General features: G+C 69.8%; 10 protein-coding genes. 8 read left to right on the top strand and 2 right to left on the bottom strand.

All coding sequences use genetic code 11. The annotated features are described in order from the left end of the window. The first annotated feature begins 64 nt into the window (after nucleotides 1-64). From OG422_RS02315 to OG422_RS02300, 4 genes are all read left to right on the top strand, one after another. A complete protein-coding gene (locus OG422_RS02315) occupies nucleotides 65-2,653 on the top strand; it encodes a DUF262 domain-containing protein (RefSeq protein WP_168481755.1) in 2,589 nt (862 codons plus the stop codon). Between the two features lie 120 nt (nucleotides 2,654-2,773). Further along, nucleotides 2,774-3,949, top strand: coding sequence for a serine/threonine-protein kinase (locus OG422_RS02310; protein WP_405739091.1), 1,176 nt, complete (start codon nucleotides 2,774-2,776; stop codon nucleotides 3,947-3,949). A gap of 133 nt (nucleotides 3,950-4,082) precedes the next feature. Continuing rightward, entirely contained in the window at nucleotides 4,083-7,079 is a 2,997-nt protein-coding gene (locus tag OG422_RS02305; RefSeq protein WP_405739088.1) for an SNF2-related protein, read from the top strand. Nucleotide 7,080: 1 nt separating this feature from the next. Beyond that, nucleotides 7,081-12,603, top strand: coding sequence for a hypothetical protein (locus OG422_RS02300; RefSeq protein ID WP_405739085.1), 5,523 nt, complete (start codon nucleotides 7,081-7,083; stop codon nucleotides 12,601-12,603). Between the two features lie 58 nt (nucleotides 12,604-12,661). On the opposite strand, the gene OG422_RS02295 is transcribed toward OG422_RS02300, so the two are convergent. Beyond that, nucleotides 12,662-12,907, bottom strand: a complete 246-nt coding sequence (locus OG422_RS02295; protein WP_405739082.1) for a DUF397 domain-containing protein — start codon at nucleotides 12,905-12,907, stop codon at nucleotides 12,662-12,664. Further along, nucleotides 12,904-13,746 carry a helix-turn-helix domain-containing protein gene (locus OG422_RS02290; protein WP_405739080.1) on the bottom strand — a complete coding sequence of 281 codons (843 nt, stop codon included), beginning with the start codon at nucleotides 13,744-13,746 and terminating at the stop codon, nucleotides 12,904-12,906. The genes OG422_RS02295 and OG422_RS02290 overlap by 4 nt, the downstream gene beginning before the upstream one ends. Before the next feature lie 198 nt (nucleotides 13,747-13,944). On the opposite strand from OG422_RS02290, the gene OG422_RS02285 reads away from it, so the two are divergent. The 4 genes from OG422_RS02285 (at nucleotide 13,945) to OG422_RS02270 (ending at nucleotide 17,962) form a co-directional block, all read left to right on the top strand. Beyond that, nucleotides 13,945-14,391 (top strand): ATP-binding protein, encoded by a 447-nt coding sequence (locus OG422_RS02285; RefSeq protein ID WP_405739077.1) that lies wholly within the window; start codon nucleotides 13,945-13,947, stop codon nucleotides 14,389-14,391. Between the two features lie 83 nt (nucleotides 14,392-14,474). Continuing rightward, on the top strand, nucleotides 14,475-15,776 hold the full coding sequence (locus OG422_RS02280; RefSeq protein WP_405739074.1) for a DUF262 domain-containing protein: 1,302 nt from the start codon (nucleotides 14,475-14,477) through the stop codon (nucleotides 15,774-15,776). Continuing rightward, nucleotides 15,773-16,951 carry a DUF3696 domain-containing protein gene (locus OG422_RS02275; RefSeq protein WP_405739071.1) on the top strand — a complete coding sequence of 393 codons (1,179 nt, stop codon included), beginning with the start codon at nucleotides 15,773-15,775 and terminating at the stop codon, nucleotides 16,949-16,951. Before OG422_RS02280 ends, OG422_RS02275 begins: the two co-directional genes overlap by 4 nt. A 54-nt stretch (nucleotides 16,952-17,005) precedes the next feature. Beyond that, a complete protein-coding gene (locus OG422_RS02270; protein WP_405739068.1) occupies nucleotides 17,006-17,962 on the top strand; it encodes a hypothetical protein in 957 nt (318 codons plus the stop codon). Nucleotides 17,963-17,974: the final 12 nt, after the last annotated feature.

Below are 17,974 nucleotides of genomic sequence, written 5' to 3'. Positions count from 1 at the left end.
CTCCCGTACCGACCCGTCATATCCGGTCCCTCCCGGACCGCCCTACCTCCTAGGGAGAGCTTGCGTGCAGGCCAAAGAGACCGTCTTCGCCGACCTGATGCAGGGCCGGACCCAGCAGTTCCAGGTGCCGCTCTACCAGCGCACGTACTCCTGGTCGGAGAAACAGCTCGCTCAGCTGTGGAGCGACATCCTCGAACAGGCCGAGCTCCTGGATTCCGGTGCGTCGGCGAGCACGCACTTCCTTGGCTCCGTCGTGCTCGCGCCCTCCCCGCAGAACGAGGCGACGTTCCCCCGCTGGCTCGTCGTCGACGGCCAGCAGCGGTTGACCACACTGTCCCTCGCGCTGGTGGCGATCCGCGACCACATCGCCGAAGGGAAGCCGGACGAGGCCGAGCGCATCGATGAGGACTACCTCATCAACAAGCGCAAGCACGGCGACGAGTACTTCCGGCTGCTGCCCACGCAGGCGGACCGGCCCCAGTTCGCCGCCCATCTCCGCAGCCTCCCCGCCGAACAGACCGCGGGAGACCGGGTCGCCTCCGCCTACCGGTTCTTCCGCCGCAAACTGGTCGAGGCCCAGGACGCGGCGAGCGCCTGGGACATCCTGCGCATCGAGCAGGCGATCACCTCGCGCCTCACGCTGGTCGTGGTGAGCGCCGAGCGCGGTGACAACGTGCATCGCATCTTCGAGTCCCTCAACAACACCGGACTGAAGCTCAGCCAGGCGGATCTGCTGCGCAACTACTTGTTCATGCGCCTGCCGACCCACGGTGAGCGGATCTACGAGACGTACTGGCTGCCTTTGCAGGCGAGCCTCACCAATGACGAGCTCGAACAGCTGATGTGGCTGCAGTTGGTGCTCGACGGAGACGACCGGGTCCGCCGTCAGGACCTGTACGCCGCCCAGCAGAAGCACTTCGAGAACGGGGAGACGGGAGCGCCGCGGACCGAGGCGGAGATCGAGGACTACATCAAGGAGCTGCACCGCCGCAGCGCACACTTCCGGAAGATCATCCACCCGGAGGAGGAGAGCGCTCCGGCGGTCCGCGGCCACCTGCGCAGGCTGCACGACTGGCAGGCCGTGGTGACCTACCCTGCGCTGATGCTGCTGCTCGACCGGCGGGCACGCGGCGAGCTGGACGACGACGAGACCGCGCGCGCACTGTCGTACGTCGAGAGTTTCCTGGTACGCAGGACCGTTTGCCGAGTGGCCACGAACAATCTGAACCGGATCTTTCAGGCCGTGCCCGCCCAGCTCCCGCGCGATGTGCCGGTGGCCGACGGCCTGCGTCAGCTGTTCTCCGCCGACAACCGCCAGTGGCCGGGTGACGAGGAGCTGCGCGAGAAGATCCGGTCCGCGCCCTTCTATCAGTACGGCCGTCCGAACCAGCGCAAGATCGTCCTCCAGCGGCTGGAGGAGAGCTATGAGCATCCCGAGCCGGTGGACTTCGACGCGGCGCAGCTGACCATCGAGCACGTGATGCCGCAGTCGCCCGGCGACGAGTGGATGGAGATGCTGAAGGCGGACACGGTCGGGGAAGAAAGCCCGGAGGACCTGCACTCCCGCCTGCAGCACACCCTCGGGAACCTGACGCTGACCGGAGTGAACGCGGAACTCTCGAACCATCCCTTCGCGCGCAAGCAGGGGTTGCTGCACGGCAGCCACCTGGAGATGAACCGGCGCATCGCCGTCACCGAGCGCTGGGGCCCCGCGGAGATCCTGGCCCGCGCCGACGATCTCGCCGACCGGGCGACCCGGCTGTGGCCCGCCCCGCTGCGCGGTGTGGGGCGCGCGGAGCGCAGCCGTGACTGGAGCCTTGCCCATCAGGTGCTCGCCGCGCTTCCGCACGGCACCTGGACGTCGTACGGAGATCTGGCCGCGTATGCCGGGTCCGGTGCCCAAGCCGTGGGCAATTACCTTGCCAAGACCGACGGAGTGGTCAACGCCTACCGGGTGCTCAACGCCGACGGCAAGGTGGCGGACGGGTTCCAGTGGACCGGGCAGGACCGCGGGGACGTACGCGCCCTGCTGCGCGCCGATGGCATCCACTTCACCCCCACGGGAGCCGCCGATCCGGCCCAGCGCCTCACCAGCGGCGACCTCGCCCTCCTCGTCGCCGGTGCGGAAGAGGAGGACGAGGATGCCGGCGTGGGGGAGACGGCACGGGAGGGCACGGAGCAGCCGGGTGTGGAGACGCGCGCCGCGCGGTTCTTCCGCCAGCTCGCGGCGGACGACGCCCCTGCCACCGTGGCAGCCGTGCGCGAGCTGATCGCCGGTTGGGAGCGGCTCGGGGGCTGGACAGGACATGGTGCAGGCAAGACCATGACCAGCGCGTTCCTGATGCTGGGGAGTGCGGGCGCCCCGGGCCGGGGCATCTGGCCCCTGGTCCTTTACCCGGGCTGCGGGCGAGGGGGCACCGCTGAGGTCGTCTTCCAGCATCTGGCGAAGCGCGAGCCTTTCACGGAGCTCTCGCTGCGCGCCGAACTGCTGCACAGGATGAACGCATTGGAGGGTGTCTCCCTACCGCAGGGCAAGCTGGAACTGCGCCCCGGCTTCCGGCTCTCGGTACTGGAGGACGAGCAGAACCGGGAGATCCTCCGGCAGACGCTGGGCTGGTTCAGGGACCGCTGGGACGAGAGCGGAGCGGTCTGACACACGAGGGGCCGTCGATACACTCCGGATGCGCGCCCGGGATGGCCAGGCCCCCACCGGGCACCGGGACCGATGCGCAGGCGACCGACACCACCACCGAACAGGGAAGGCCCGCACACCGTGGAGCCATTGAGGGACGACGACCCGCGGACCATCGGCGTGTACACGCTCGTGTGCCGTCTCGGTGCCGGCGGTATGGGGCAGGTCTACCTCGGCGAGTCACCGGCAGGCCAGCTGGTCGCGGTGAAGGTGATCAAGCCGTCGGTGCTCGACGAGGACAGCAGGGCCCGGTTCCTGCTCGAAGTGGACAGCCTCAGGACGGTGTACGGGCCGTTCATCGCGTCCTTCGTCGCTGCGGACGCCCGTGCGGAACGCCCCTGGCTCGCCGTGGAGTTCGTGCACGGGCCGGACCTCATGGCCCACGTCACCGGGCACGGGCCGCTGCCGCTCGTGGAGGTGGCCAGTCTCGGGGCGCTTCTGGCCGAGGGGCTCGGGACCGTGCACGAGGCGGGGCTGCTGCACCGTGACCTCAAGCCGCAGAACATTCTTCTCGCTGCGACCGGCCCCAAGGTGATCGACTTCGGCCTCGCGGTGCTGGCCGAACGGCGCTCCACGCTGACGGCCACCGGCGTGGTGGTGGGTTCCGTGCTGTGCATGCCGCCGGAGCAGACCCAGGGTGAGCGCCGTCTCGACCGGCCCGCGGACGTCTACGCTCTCGGCGCGGTCCTGCTGTACGCGGCCACCGGCCACTACCCCTACACCGGCGCCGGCTGGCAGGCGATCGCGCGCCGGATCGAAGACCCGACCGTCCCGCCGGACCTGAGCGGTCTGCCACCCCAGCTGGAACCGCTGATCTCGGCGATGCTCGCCCTCGACCCTGCCGACCGGCCGACGCTGCCCCGGGCCACCGAGCAGCTCGTTCACGTCATGGCAGGCCAGGGGCTCACCGCCGCACAGGCCAAGCGCCGGCTCGCGGCGCTGACCCCTGAGGCCGCCCTGCCCGAGATCGTGCTTCCGCCCGAGCCCGCGGAGCTCCCCGGGAGCCGGCCCGGTTACACCCCGACGGTGCTGGACGTCGCCGTACGCGAGGACGACGAGGCTCCGCCGCGGTGGGGAGACGTGCCGTCGCACGAGGAGGGCGCGCCCGATGCCGACGCCCCCTCCGACGACGCCGCTCCGCCCGCCCCTGAGAAGCCCGGGGCGAGCGATCCCGCCCGGCAGAGCGTCCGGCTCTCCGCGCCGCTGCGGATCGCCGAGGCGCTGCGGGCCGCGTACGCGAGCGACGCGCGTTTCTGAGGAGCCGCCCGCCCCGCACTGCGGCGTGCCCCCGGCTTCCGGGATTCCGGCTCGGCCTCCGCACACCCCGTGAAAGACTTGGAACGGTACTGAACACGCCGCATTTCCGGCACGAACAACGGAGTGACCACGGGTGGCAGAGCAGGGGCAGACGAGGTTTCCGCCCGGAGCCCAGATCCTCGTCCGCGACGAGGAGTGGCTGGTCAGGACCGCGCGCAGGACCGATCACGACGGCGACCGGATCGAAGCCATCGGTGTCTCGGAGTTCGTCCGGGACGAGGAGGCCGTGTTCTTCACCGGCATCGACACGGTCGAGCTCCTGGAGCCGGAGAAGACGCTTCTGGTGCCCGACACCTCCTCCTACTTCCGGCGCGGCCGGCTCTTCCTCGAAGCGGTCCTGCGCAAGACGCCGCTGCCGCAGACCGAGCGCGGCCTCGCCCTGGCCGACCGCTTTCTCCTCGACCCGCTCCCTTATCAGCAGCGTCCCGCGGAGCTCGCGCTCTCGATGCGCAACCTCCGCCCGCGCATCCTGATCGCCGATGTCGTCGGCCTCGGCAAGACCCTCGAAATCGGCCTCACCCTCGCCGAGTTGATCCGCCGGGGCAGAGGTGAGCGGATTCTCGTCGTGACGCCGCAGAGCGTCCTGGAGCAGTTCCAGCACGAGCTGTGGACGCGGTTCTCGATTCCGCTGGTGCGGCTCGACTCGCTGGGCATTCAGCGCATTCAGCGCGAGATCCCCGCGGGCCGCAATCCGTTCACCCACTACAAGCGCGTCATCATCTCCGTCGACACGCTCAAGAACATCGGCCAGTACCGGCACCACCTGGAGCGCATCCAGTGGGACGCGGTCGTCATCGACGAGTCCCACAACCTCATCAACCAGGGCAGCCAGCGCCGCGCCCTCGCCGAGACGCTCACCCCGCAGACCGACGCGCTGCTCCTGGCCAGCGCCACCCCGCACAACGGCGACAAGCGCTCCTTCGCCGACCTGGTGTCGCTGCTCGACCCCGCCGCCATCGTGGACCGTGATCATTACGACCCGGCCGGCGACCTCGGGCACCTCTTCATCAGGCGTACCAAAATCAGCCCGGAGGTCCGCAACGGCATCGGCGCCGAATGGGCGGACCGCGGCCCCACCCGGTCGCTGCACTGCCCGGCCAACGAGGCCGAGGAGCGGATCTTCGCGGAGATCGGCGAGCACTGGCTGCCCACGCCGTCCGGCAGCACCGAGTTCGGCACGGCGGACCAGGAGCGGGTCTCGGTGAGCACCGACCCGCTCTTCTCCTACAACGTCCTCAAGACGTTCCTCTCCTCCCATGTGGCTCTCAAGAAGCTGGTCGACAGCCGCGTCAAGGCCCTCGCCAAACGGGTGCAGGATGCGGTGGACGAGGGAAAGCGGCCGGACCCGGCGATCGACGGTGAGCAGGCCGCCCTGGCCCGGCTGCGCACCCTCGTCGACTCGATGGGGGACGGCAGTGCACCGGGCGACTCCACCAAACTGGACTCCCTCGTCGAGCAGTTGGCGCAGATCGGCGTCGGCCCGCACAGCGACACCCGCGCAGTGATCTTCTCCGAGCGGGTCGAGACCCTCAAATGGCTGGCCGCAAAGGTTCCCGAACGCCTCGGCTTCACCACGGACAAGAACGGCGCTCACAAGGCCGTACGGATCATGCACGGCGGGATCGTCGAGGAGCAACAGCGCATCATCCGCGAGGAGTTCAGCCTCGCCGGCGCTCCGGTGCGCCTGCTGTTCGCCGGTGACGTCGCCTCCGAAGGCGTCAACCTGCACCGCCAGTGCCACCATCTGATCCACTACGACATCCCGTGGTCCCTGATCCGCATCGAGCAGCGCAACGGACGCATCGACCGGTACGGGCAGCGTCGGGAGCCGCAGTTCCGGGCACTGATCCTCACCTCCGGCCGGCCGGGCGCCAAGGATGACCGGACCGTCGCCGAGAAACTCCTGGTCCGCGAGGAGGAGGCCCACAAGCTGAGCGGCACGGCGGAGGCGGAGACCGGCTACTACCGTGCGGACGAGGAAGAACGGCGCCTCATCAGGGAGTTGGTGGAGGGCGGCACGGTCGAGGAGTTCCTCGCGTCCGCGTCCGCAGCCGACGACGCCGACCTGGCGGGTCTCTTCGGTCAGGTCGACACCATCACCGAGGAGGAGCTGCCGGACCGCGCGGACGTGCCCTCGCTCTTCGACGGCGACACGGCGGCCTTCGTCGACACGGCACTCGCCGAGCTCTACGAGGACCGTGCCGACGACGTCATCGGCCTGTCCCGCAGCAAGGACGCCAAGCAGCGCCCGTATCTCTCCCTCTCCCCGGAGAAGGCTCCCGACCTGCTGCGCCGCCTCAAGGCCCTGCCGCCCTCCTACCTGAAGGAGCAGGGCGTGGCCGAGCGCATGATCCTCTCCTTCGACCGGGGTCTCGCCCAGGACAAGCTGACCGAGGCCCGCGAGGCCACGGACACCATCTGGCCCACCGTCTCGTACCTGAGCGACATCCATCCGGTGGTGGAGTGGCTCACCGACAAGGTGCTGGTGCAGTTCGGTCGGCAGGAGGCGCCGGTGATCACCTCCCCGCATGTGGAGCACCCCACTTTCCTGATCCAGGGCATCTGCTCCAACGCGCTCGGCCGCCCCACGGTCGTACGGTGGATGGCCGTCAGCGCCGACCCGGGCGCCCCGGTGGGGGAGATGACCGACGCCCTGCGCGCGGCGAAGGTCGGGCCGGATCTCGCCCGTACCGGCGAGCCGCGCGACCTCGGACACCTCCAGTCGCTGGTGCCCGCCGCGGTGGCGCGGGCCCGCGAGCACCTGGAGAAGTCCAAGGACGACTGGGCGCACCAGATCAGCGGCCCGCTCGGCGAATACCGCAAGCGTCTGTCCGACTGGCGTCAGGGGTCCCTCGACTCGCTGTCCGGCGAGAGTGCCCGGCGCAAGCGGCAGGTCGAGAAGACCGCCGGCGATCAGGCCGCCCTCCTCGACCAGTTGCACACCACCGGCCTTCCCCTGCTGCGCGTGCTCGCCGTCCTGGACCGGCCCGCCCCGGACGGAGCCGAGGACGAGACCCCGGACAACGACTGCGGCACCCCCGACCACGCCTTCGACCCGGCGGAGAACTGACGTGACGTACGACTCGCTGGTCAACCACGGCGACTACCTCTCGGCGCACTACCTCGCCGAAGTCCTGCCCAAGGACCTCAAGGCCAAGGACGGCCTACTCGCCCGGTGGGCCGAGACCGAGGAGCGGGAGCGGCGCGCCCACTCCGCCGCCGTCGCCGAGGCCAAGCGCGAAGGGCGGGACCCGGCGACCGTCGAGCCGCGCGCCCGCACTCCCCGCGAGGGTCTGCGGGCCCTCCACGGCCCCTACTTCTCCTGGCGCCCCGACTTCGCCCGGGACGCCGAGGCCCTCGCCGTACCGGACGCGCCGGTCCCCGCCGACTGGGCCAAGCGCCTCACCGAGCTGCACCTGACCACCCTGCGCGCGCTCGGCTTCGACGACGCCCACGAGCAGACCGTCACCGTCCACCGCTCGGGCCACGACCACCCGGTTCAGGCCCTGCACACCGAGCCCGGCCTGATCGCGGTCGCCTGCGGCTGGACCGACGAGCCGGACGCGGCCCTCGACCCGGACGGCGCGGGCCGCCTGCTGCACCCGGTGACCCTGGAGGCATCGGCCCGTCTGACCGACGCGAAGGCCCTGGCCGACTTCCTCTTCGAGTGCGACGAGCCTTACCGCTACGTCCTGATGCTGGCCGGCGGCGTCGTCGTCCTCGCGGACCGCCTCGCCTGGCACGAGGGCCGCTACCTCGCCGTCGGCCTGGACGCCGCACTCAACCGGCGCGACGTCCGCAACGGCGGTGAACTCGACACGGTCGCCGCGCTGTTCGGTGCGGACTCGCTGCGCATCCCCGAGGAGGGCGGCACCGCACCGCTGGCCGGCTTCGTCGACAAGTCCGGCAAGCACGCCGTCGGCGTCTCCACCGAACTGCGGGAGGGCCTGCGGCTGTCCGTCGAGTGGATCTCCAACGAGGTCCTGGCCCGCCTGCGGGACCAGGGCGTCCCCCCGGAGCAGATCGACGAACCGGCCCGCCTCGCCAAGGAACTCGGCCGCGAGTCGCTGCGCTACCTCTACCGCATCCTGTTCCTGCTGTACGCCGAGGCCCAGCCGTCGCTCGGCATCCTGCCGGCCGACGATCCCGAGTACGCCCGGGGGTACGGCCTCCAGCGCCTCGGCGACCTCGTCGTCCGCGACCTGGTGGGCGAGCGGTCCCGGCGCGGTTTCCATCTGTACGAGTCCCTCGACCTGCTCTTCCAGCAGGTGCAGCAGGGCCACCGGGAGTTCGGCAGCGAGCCCGAGGACCTGGCGGCCCAGGCCGCCGACCGCGCGGCCACCGAGGCCGAGCGGGAGGCCGCCGAGCTCTTCGCCTCCGGGGCGCTCACCCGGGACGCGTACACGGAGCGGATCCGCGAGGCCGACCGTGCCCGCAAGGCCGCCGCCCGCAGCGCCGACGTCGGCCTGCGCTTCGAGCCGTTGCGCTCCGAGCTGTTCGAGGGCGACGCGGTGCGCCTCATCTCGGCCGACCGGATAGAGCACCCGGCCTACGAGGACGGCTCGGACGGGCCCGAGTTCCTGGACACCCGCCTGCGCAACGAGACCCTGCACAAGGTGCTGCGCCGCCTGATGCTCACCAAGGGCAAGGGCCGCGAACGCGGCGGCTTCATCTCGTACGCACAGCTCGGCATCAACCAACTCGGCGCGGTCTACGAGGGGTTGATGTCCTACACCGGCTTCATCGCCCACGAGGACCTCTACGAGGTCGCCAAGGGCGGCGACGCGTCCGGCGGCAGCTGGATGATCCCCGCCACCCGCGTCCAGGACTACCCGGACGAGGTGTTCGTCGAGCGCCCCCACGAGGAGACCGGCCGCCCGCTGCGCGTCGTCCACCCCAGGGGCTCCTTCGTCTACCGCCTGGCGGGCCGCGACCGCCAGACCTCGGCCTCGTACTACACCCCGAAATCCCTCACCGAGGTCACCGTCGAGCTGGCGCTGAAGCACCGCCTCGACCAGGACGGCACCCAGACGTCCGCCGAGGAGCTCCTCGGCTGGAAGATCTGCGAGCCCGCGCTCGGCTCGGGCGCGTTCCTCAACGAGGCCATCGACCAGGTGGCGGCCGAGTATCTGCGGCGCAGGGAAAGGGAGCTGGACCGCCGCATCGATCCTGAGCTGCGGCCCGTCGAACTCCAGAAGGCCAAGGCGTACATCGCCCTGCACAACGCGTACGGCGTGGACCTGAACGCCACCGCCGTGGAGCTGGCCGAGGTCTCCCTCTGGCTGAACTCCATGCACCCCGGCATGCGCGCACCCTGGTTCGGCCTGCACCTGCGGCGCGGCAACTCCCTCATCGGCGCGGGCCGCAAGGTGTACGGGGCGGACGCCCTGCCGCACGGCCAGTGGTTGTCGAAGAAGTCCCCGCTGCCGCCCACCGAACTCCCCTTCCGGGACGGCGGATTGCCGCAAGGCGCCGTCCACCACTTCCTCCTCCCCGCGCTCGGCTGGGGTGCGGTCGCCGGGGAGCCCGAGGCGAAGAAGCTGGCGGAGGAGCAGGCGAAGGCGCTCGGCCAGTGGCGTAGGGGGGTGCAGAAGACGCCCAAGGGGCCCAAGCCGTTCGAGGAGAAGGGCGACGAGCCGAAGGAGAAGCGGCAGAAGCGCTACGAGAAGTGGGCCAGGGCGGCGGCCAAGACCGAGCTGGGCCGGCTCCAGGCGGTGGCCCGCCGGGCCGAGTTCTTGTGGAGCCTGGTCGCCAAGCGTCTGGAACTGTCCGAGCGGAAGGTCTCGCGCCGGATCGACGTCTGGGGCGCGGACTGGCTGGAGCCGGCGCCGGAGGCCACCGACAAGCAGCGCGTCCTGGACGACCTGACGGCGGCCGGCACGCCGTACTGGCGGCTGAAGACGGTCATGGACGCGTGGTGCGCGCTGTGGTTCTGGCCGCTGGACAGGGTGGGGCTGCTGGACGGCACGGAGGCGAAGTACGCGGCGGACGGCGGGGTGTTCGAGGCGGGCCCCGCCCCGGTGGCACCGGAACCGGAGGCCGCCGCTGCGAGCGGACCCGCGCCGGGTGATGTCGTCTGGCGGGCCGCCGGGCTCTTCGACGACCCCGACGGCGAACAGGGCGAGTTGGATGCCGACGCCGAGAGCGACAAGGGCCTGGAGATCAAGCGCCTCAAGATCAAGGGGCGCAGGGCGACGGGTCGGCAGGCCGAGATCGCCGAGGACACGCGGCGCTCGGTCATCCCGCTGAAGACGCTGGCCGACTGGCTGGACTTCCTGGAGCTGACGCTCGGCACGAAGGACGCGGACGCCGGCTCTTTCCTGGACGGCCTGGACGACCTGCCGGTGGACGAGGCACTACCGCTCCTGGAGACGTACGAGCGCAGCCTGGACGGCGTGCTGGGCATGGACAGCCCGTTCAAGCTGAACGAGCGCTTCCCGTGGCTGCACACGGTCGAGGAGATCGCGGGCACGACGGAGCGCGACATCAAGACGGAGGACGGGCACGGGTTCTTCCACTGGGAGCTGCATTTTGCGCATGTGTTCCGGGGGGCGGGGGGTGGGTTCGACCTTCAGGTGGGGAATCCGCCTTGGGTCAGGCCGCGGTGGGAGGAGAACCCGCTGCTCGCTGAGCACGAGCCGTGGTTCATGCTCACCGAGAAGCCGACAAAGACCGAACGAACGCGGCGTCTTGACGAGTTGATGACGGCGGAGCCCGTGCGCCGCTACCTGCTGAACGAGCTGGCGGCACACAGCGGCACGGGAGCGATGCTCGGCTCCGGCCTGCTGTACCCGTTGCTGCGGGGGACGCAGCCGGACCTGTACCGGGCGTTCATGTGCCGGACGTGGGAGCACATGGCGGGGGAGGGGGCGGTGGGGCTCGTCCATCCCGGATCGCATTTCAGCGGTGACAGCGAAGGGCCATTGCGTGAAGCCGCATACACCCGCCTTCGCATCCATGGCGACTTCGTGAACCAGGGCAACAGATTCTTCCCGCCGCCTGTGGGACATGCCAGTCACTTCGGGGTGCACATCTATGGCCAAGAAGGTGAAATCGGTTTCGACCACCTGTCGTGGCTGGTTTCCGTGGACGCGCTACGCCTGTCGGCACACGATGACGGCACTGCGTCTGACCCGGGCATTCGGTACGCAGGTAGTTGGGACGAGCGCCCGCACCGCAAGCGGATTGTCCGGGTGGACGAGGAGACGCTGGAGCGATGGCAGCGTCTGACCGGCGACGAGGGGCAGCCCGTGCGGCAAGGCCGGTTGCTCTCTCTGGTGAGTACGGCCGAGGCGCAGGCGATCGAGGCGCTGGCGGACTACTCGCTGCGGCTCGCGGACTATGAGCCGCAGATCAGCAGTGGCTACCACGAGAGCGGCGCCAAAGCCGCCGACCTCATCGACTACAACGTGGCTGATGTGACCCGCACCGTTCACCAGCCGGCCGACTGGTCCGAGGTGATCCTCAAGGGTCCCCAACTCGGCTTGGCCAACCCGATGTTCAAGCAGCCGAGCCAGGGCGGTGGTGAGGTCCTTGGACTCAACCCCCTGACGCTCGCGGATGACGCGGTGCCCGAGTCCGAGTACGTGTACGTGGCTAAGCCCGCTGTCTATCGCGCTGCCCAGGACGTGTGGAGTGATCACCGGACGCTGGACCAGCTGCGGGCGTCGGAGCGCGAGGTCGCACGGGCGCGGGCTGCTGTGGCCGAGGCCCGGGAAGTTGCGCCGGACGAGGTTACGGCGGAGGGGGTGGACGGGGAGTTGGTGCGGCGGTTGCGGCGGCCGTATACGGAGTTCTACCGGGTGGCGTGGCGAGAGTTCATCGCTCCCGATACCGAGCGCAGCTTCTATGCGGCACTCGTGCCGTTGGGTACCGCACACATCCACGCCGTCCGCAGTGCTCATGTCGTCGACAACCGGAGCACGGCGCTCGCTGCTGGCTTTTGGTCGGGCATTCCCCTCGACTATCTGTTGCGTACCACGCGTATCCGGCACTTGGACGTGGCTCCTGCCAAGCGCCTGCCGGTTCCGGAGATGGCCAAGCACCCGCTTGCATCGGCCTTGCTCCTGCGCACTCTGCGCCTCAACTGTTTGACAAGCGCCTACGCAGAACTCTGGGAAGAGTTGTACGACCCGACTTGGCCTGGCTATGAGTCATGGGCCCACGACTGGATCGGGCTTTCCCCTCTGCACGCTGTCACTCCCCACTGGAGCCGCGAGACTCCGCTGCGCACCGAACGAGCCCGCCGGGCCGCACTCGTGGAGATCGACGCCCTCGTGGCGGTATGGCTGGGAGTCAGCGCCGACGCATTGGCAGCCATGTACAAGTCGCGCTTTCCGATCATGCAGGACTTCGATGAAGTCACCTGGTTCGACGGGCGAGAACGGAGGATCGCTGGGGTCCGCCACACCTACGGCTTTGGCCAGACCAAGGAGCACTACGAGCAGCTCCTCGCCTACAACAAGGGCGAGCGCCCCGACCCCCCGGAGGGCTACACAGCCCCCTTCTACAAGGCCAACCGGGAGCAGGAAATGCGTGCCGCGCACGCCGTCTTCGCGGAGCGGCTGCGGAAGGCGCAGGAAGCTCAGGTGTAAGTGGAGCGCCCCGGCACGGGATTGGGGTCCGTGCGGGGCGCTCAGGCAAGCAGCGGCGTCAGCCTTGGGCCGCGTACGAGACGAAGCGCTGCCATATTTCGGGGGCCACGGCCAACTGGGGGCTCTGCCGCAGCTTCGAGTCCCGTACATGAACGGTGGTGGGGCAGGTCGCCACCTCGACACAGTCCCCTTCGCTGCCGCTGCTGTAGGTGGACTTCCGCCAGGACAGGGCCACCTCGACGCAGTCGTCGCCGTCGGAGCCGCTGTAGCTGCTCTTGAACCAGGCCAGTTCGGACGTGTTCATAGCGCTCCTCGCATTCGCTTCAGCAGGCCCTTGGAGTCCTCAGGGGTGAGGGCCTGTGAGCGCAGTCTCGCATAGCGCTGGAGCATGATGCTGACCTCCTTGGAGTCGGAGATCAGTAGGCCGCCGCGCTGGCCTTCGGCGTAGGCGAGCCACTTGTTTTCCGGTGTCTCCAGCAGACGCAACGGCCCATCGAACCCCGCATGATCCGGCTGCCGTAGCGGCATGATCTGTAGCTCCACGTTGAACTGTCCCGCACGCTCCAGAAGATGGTCGATCAGCTCCCGTGTCGTGTCCGGTCCGCCGGTACAACGCTCGATCAGCGCCTGCTCAATGATGAAGCTGAAGGTGATCGGCGGCCGTCGCTGAAAGAGCCTCTGACGTTCCAGGCGGGCCAGTACCTGCTGGTCGACCTGTTCCTCATCCTTGACCGGAGGCACGCTGACAGTCACCGCCCGCGCATACGCCTCCGTCTGCAACAGGCCCGGGATGACACGGCACTCGTAGGTCCACAGAGTGACCGCCTCCGCCTCAAGCCTCGCCCACTGCCGGAACCAACTCGCCAGCCCCGGCTGCCGCGACAGATGCCGTGCCGCACCCCGCAGCGCCCCGAACGCGTCCAGGATCTCTTCCGCCCGCTCGACGAAGTCCGGCTGCGGAAAGCGGCGGCCCTGCTCGATCTTGGCGACGGTCTGGACCGAGTACGGGACCAGTTCGGCGAACTCCTCCTGGGTCAGGCCCGCCCGTTTGCGGAAGGCCTTGAAGACCTCGCCGAAGGTCTTGAGGCTGTCCGACACCTCCGGCTCGCCGCTGCCCGGTGACCCGCCCGTACCGTCCGTCATGCGAGGACTTCCCCTTTCCTCAAGCTCTTAGCTCCGTTCGAGCAGGGGAAACCCCACTCCTCCCCGGCATACCGCTGCCAACCCGGCCATGGTTACGGCCAGTTGCCATCCCTTTCCACCCTCCGCACTCGTACTCTCACGCAGAGTGCGAGTCCCTGACCTGGTGTGCGGGGTTCGCCGGCGGCCAGTTTTGGGGCCATGACGCCAAGTTCCGTCCACCAAGACCCGGTGACCGTACGTGTGTTCACCCAGCGTTTCAGTTCCACCCCGCGCGGCGCTCGCCTCGCCCGCCACCTCGCCCAGCACCGGCTGAATGACTGGGGGATCCCGTACGGGTCCGATGCCTCGGACATCGCCGCGCTGCTCGTGGCCGAGCTCGCCGCCAACGCCGTCACCCACGGGCGCGTTCCCGGCCGGGACTTCGAGGTGCGGCTCAGCTGTGACGCGGGCACCCTCCGGATCGACGTGTCGGACCCGCGCGGCGAGCGCCGGCCCGACGGGCCGGACGGCATCACCGCCCCGGCCGCCACGGCGGACGGCGGCCGGGGGCTGCTGATCGTCGAGGCGCTGGCCGACCGGTGGGCGGTCCTCGGCCGCCCGGCCGTCGGCAAGACGGTCCGGGCCGAACTGGACCTGCCGCGCTGACGGGCCCGCTCGCCGTCTATAGGCTGGCTGCCGACCATGGACCAAAGGTCATCAGCGGCGGCCGGCGGAGGCGACGGGGAGTCATGGCAGGGCTTGAGGACAGTGGCAGCGGACAGGCGACCGGGCGCGGGCGGGACGTCGGATTCCGGCGCTACCAGTTCCCGTCGGAGGACACCGAGCTGCTGCAGCCCGGACTCTTCCCCTCCTTGCACGGCCCGGTCGAGGTCGGGGGGGACGGGCTCCCGACCGGGGTGGAACTGGAGCAGCCCGCCGACGAGGAGGGTGCGGAGGCCGGTGCGCGCACGAGCGAGTCCGACGAGATCTCCGCACCGTTCCGGCCCGAGAGCATCAAGATCGAGACCCAGACGACCACCGTCGACCTGCTCCTGTCGCGCCTGCGGGAGGGCATGATCGACCTCGCGCCCGACTTCCAGCGCCGGGCCGGCATCTGGACCGACGTACAGCAGAGCCGCCTCATCGAATCGCTGCTGCTGCGCATCCCCATCTCGTCCTTCCACATGGCGCAGGACGAGAACGACGACTGGGCCGTGGTCGACGGCATCCAGCGGCTCACGGCCATCGCCCGGTTCATGGCACCGGAAGCGGTGGACATGCCGCCGCTGACGCTGCGCGGGCTCGACTATCTGCGCGACTTCCACGGCAAGGGCTACGAGGGACTGACCGGGCGGCTGCGGATCAGGCTGCGCGAGACCCAGCTGGTGGTGCACATCATTCAGCAGGGCACGCCGGAGGCCGTGAAGTTCAACGTCTTCTCGCGGATCAACACCGGAGGACTGCCGCTCACGCCGCAGGAGATCCGGCACGCCCTGGTCGAGGGGCCGGTGCGCGGCTACCTCGCCGACCTCGCCGAGGACCCGGCCTTCGGGGAGGCCACGGGGCACAGCGTGTCCAATGAGCGGATGGCCGACCGGGAGATGGTGCTGCGCTTCCTGGCGTTCCGGCTGAGCGACCCGTCGCAGCACGCGCAGCGGGACTTCGACCAGTTCCTCATCACCTCCATGCACTACGTCAACCGGCTGAGCGCAGCGCAACGGGAGGTGCTGGCGCTGGAGTTCCGCAAGGCGATGCGGTGCGCGTCGGGTGTCTTCGGTGCTCACGCGTTCCGGAAATGGCGGGGGGGAAAGGGCAAGTCGCCCATCAACAAAGCCCTGTTCGAGGCCGTCGCGGTCAATCTTGCCGCTCTGGGTGATCGCGAGCGTGAGACGCTGGTAGCGTCGCGTGACAGGGTGCTCGAAGGGTTCTTCGGGTTGATGAAGGACTGGGACTTCGACCGTGCCATCTCCGTCGCCACCGGCGACACGAAGAAGGTGCGCAAGAGGTTCGGCGCGATGGCGGAGCTCTTCCAGGGGGTAGCGGGGCAGTGATCGACCGGCTGACGTTAACGAACTTCAAGGCGTTCCAGCACGTGGACCTGGAGCTCGGGCCCCTCACCCTGCTGACCGGTCTCAACTCCTCCGGCAAGAGCAGTGTCCTCCAGGCGCTCGGGCTGCTCCAGCAGTCGTACACGGCCGGTGACCTGGACGACGTACGGGAGCTGGTGCACGAGGCGGGTTCCGGCGCCGTCGCCGCCACCGACAGCGGCTTCCTCCTCAACGGTGAGCTGGTCTCCCTCGGCACCGGCCGCGACGTCCTGCACGAGGACTTCACCGGTGACGAGCCGGAGATCACGCTCGCGGTGAGCGAAAGCGCGTACCGCTACTCCTGGACCGTGGCCTACGAGGCCGAACAGAACCTGCTGCCGCTGACCGGTGTCGACATCCCGCTGACCAGCGAAGGGGCGACGCCCCCGGCCGGCGCCGCCGCCGTCGTCCCCGGATACTTCACCGCCGGTTTCCAGTACCTGCACGCCGACCGCATCTCACCCGCCGAGTTCTACCCGCGCGACCACCACGCGGCCATCGGGCGCGGCTTCCTCGGCGTGCGCGGCGAACACACCGTCAACTTCCTGCGCCACCACGCCAGGGAGGAGGTCCCCGAGGGGCCGCTGCGTCACTCGCGCGCCGCGTCGGCGCGGCTGCTGGATCAGGCAGCGGCGTGGATGGGGGAGCTGTGCCCGGGCGTGGACCTCCAGGCCGCCGCCATCGAAGGCACCGACTCGGTGCGCCTGTCGTACGGCTTCGACGGCCCGCGCGGCACCCGGCGACGCCCCACGAACGTCGGCTTCGGCCTCACCTACGCCCTGCCGATCGTCGTGGCCTGTCTGACGGCGCGCCCCGGATCGCTGGCCCTCCTGGAGAACCCCGAGGCGCATCTGCACCCGCGCGGCCAGTCCCGGATGGCGGCCCTCGTCTCGGCGGCGGCCGCGCACGGGGCGCAGCTCGTGATCGAGACGCACAGCGACCACGTCCTCAACGGGGTGCGGCTCGCCGTCAAGCGGGGCGTGCTGCCCCCGGACCGTGCCGTACTCCACTACTTCCGGGGCGGTGTCACGGGCAGCGAGGTGGCCAGTCCCCGTATCGACGGTGACGGCATGCTCGACCAGTGGCCGGAGGGCTTCTTCGACGAGGTGGAGAACACGCTCGACGAGCTGCTGACCTGAGCACCGGCCGGGGGCCGGTCGACGGGCGCGTACGACATCACGGAGGGGGGAAACGTGCCGCTGCTGTTCCTGAATGAGATCTCCTGCAACACGACTTGCGATCCGGCGCGCGCGGAGCGGGCCATGACGGAGCTGGCCCGGGCCGTGCTCGCGGTGCTCAGGGCCGACCGGGCGGGCACCGTCCTGGTGAGCAAGGACCCGATCACCGGGCTCCAGATAGCGGACGGGCACCCGATCGGCAAGTGGCACGGCAATCCCCGGCACCGCGACATGTGGCGGCGGCTCCTCCAGATGCAGAGCAAGTGGCCGCATCGCGTCGTCTTCCCCGAGGGCCAGGATTTCTACGACGTCGATTACCGGCACCGGGACAGGCCGGCGGAAGGGCTGGGCGCGGCCCACCTCATGGACGGGCTGGGAGTCTCCTTAGCGGTCGAGTCCTGTTGGGGCGACGGTCAAGTGACCCTGGAGCGCGCGCAGTTGGTGGAGGGCGCGGAGGCCGCCGAGGGGACGTACCACTCGGAGACCGATGAGGTCCAGGTGCGGCACATGTCCGGGATCGGGCACTGTGAGGTGCACGGCGCCTGGCTGCGGGAGTCGGTCGAAGCGGTCCGCAGGGGCGGCCTTGAGGCCGTGCGCCGAGGCGGCGACCTGTGGGAGCGACGGGCGGAATTCTTCCCCCGTCTCGAATTCCTGCCCCGGGTGGAACAGGACCTGCGGGAGCTGCCCGAGGTCTGGGTGCGGCCCGTGCGCGACCGCCTCGTGGAACTGCAGGAGGCAGTGGCCGGGTGGGACCCGCGGGCCCGGCCGATCGGGCCCCAATGGAGGTCCGACGTGCGCACCGAGTTCGAGTCACGCAGACGGCTGTGCTGGTTCACCGACGAAGACGGCAGCCGGCAGCTGTTCGACTGGCACTGCGAGTTCCTTCCGACGCCGGGGCGGATGCACTTCCGGCTCCTGCACGACCGGAGCACCCTGCGCATCGCTTACGTAGGACGCAAACTCGGCGTCTGAGCCGGGGTGGGC

The organism is Streptomyces sp. NBC_01525, from assembly GCF_045040405.1.
In the GTDB taxonomy this organism is placed as follows: Bacteria; Actinomycetota; Actinomycetes; order Streptomycetales; family Streptomycetaceae; genus Streptomyces; species Streptomyces benahoarensis.
This window is presented reverse-complemented; position numbering and strand designations above follow the sequence as displayed.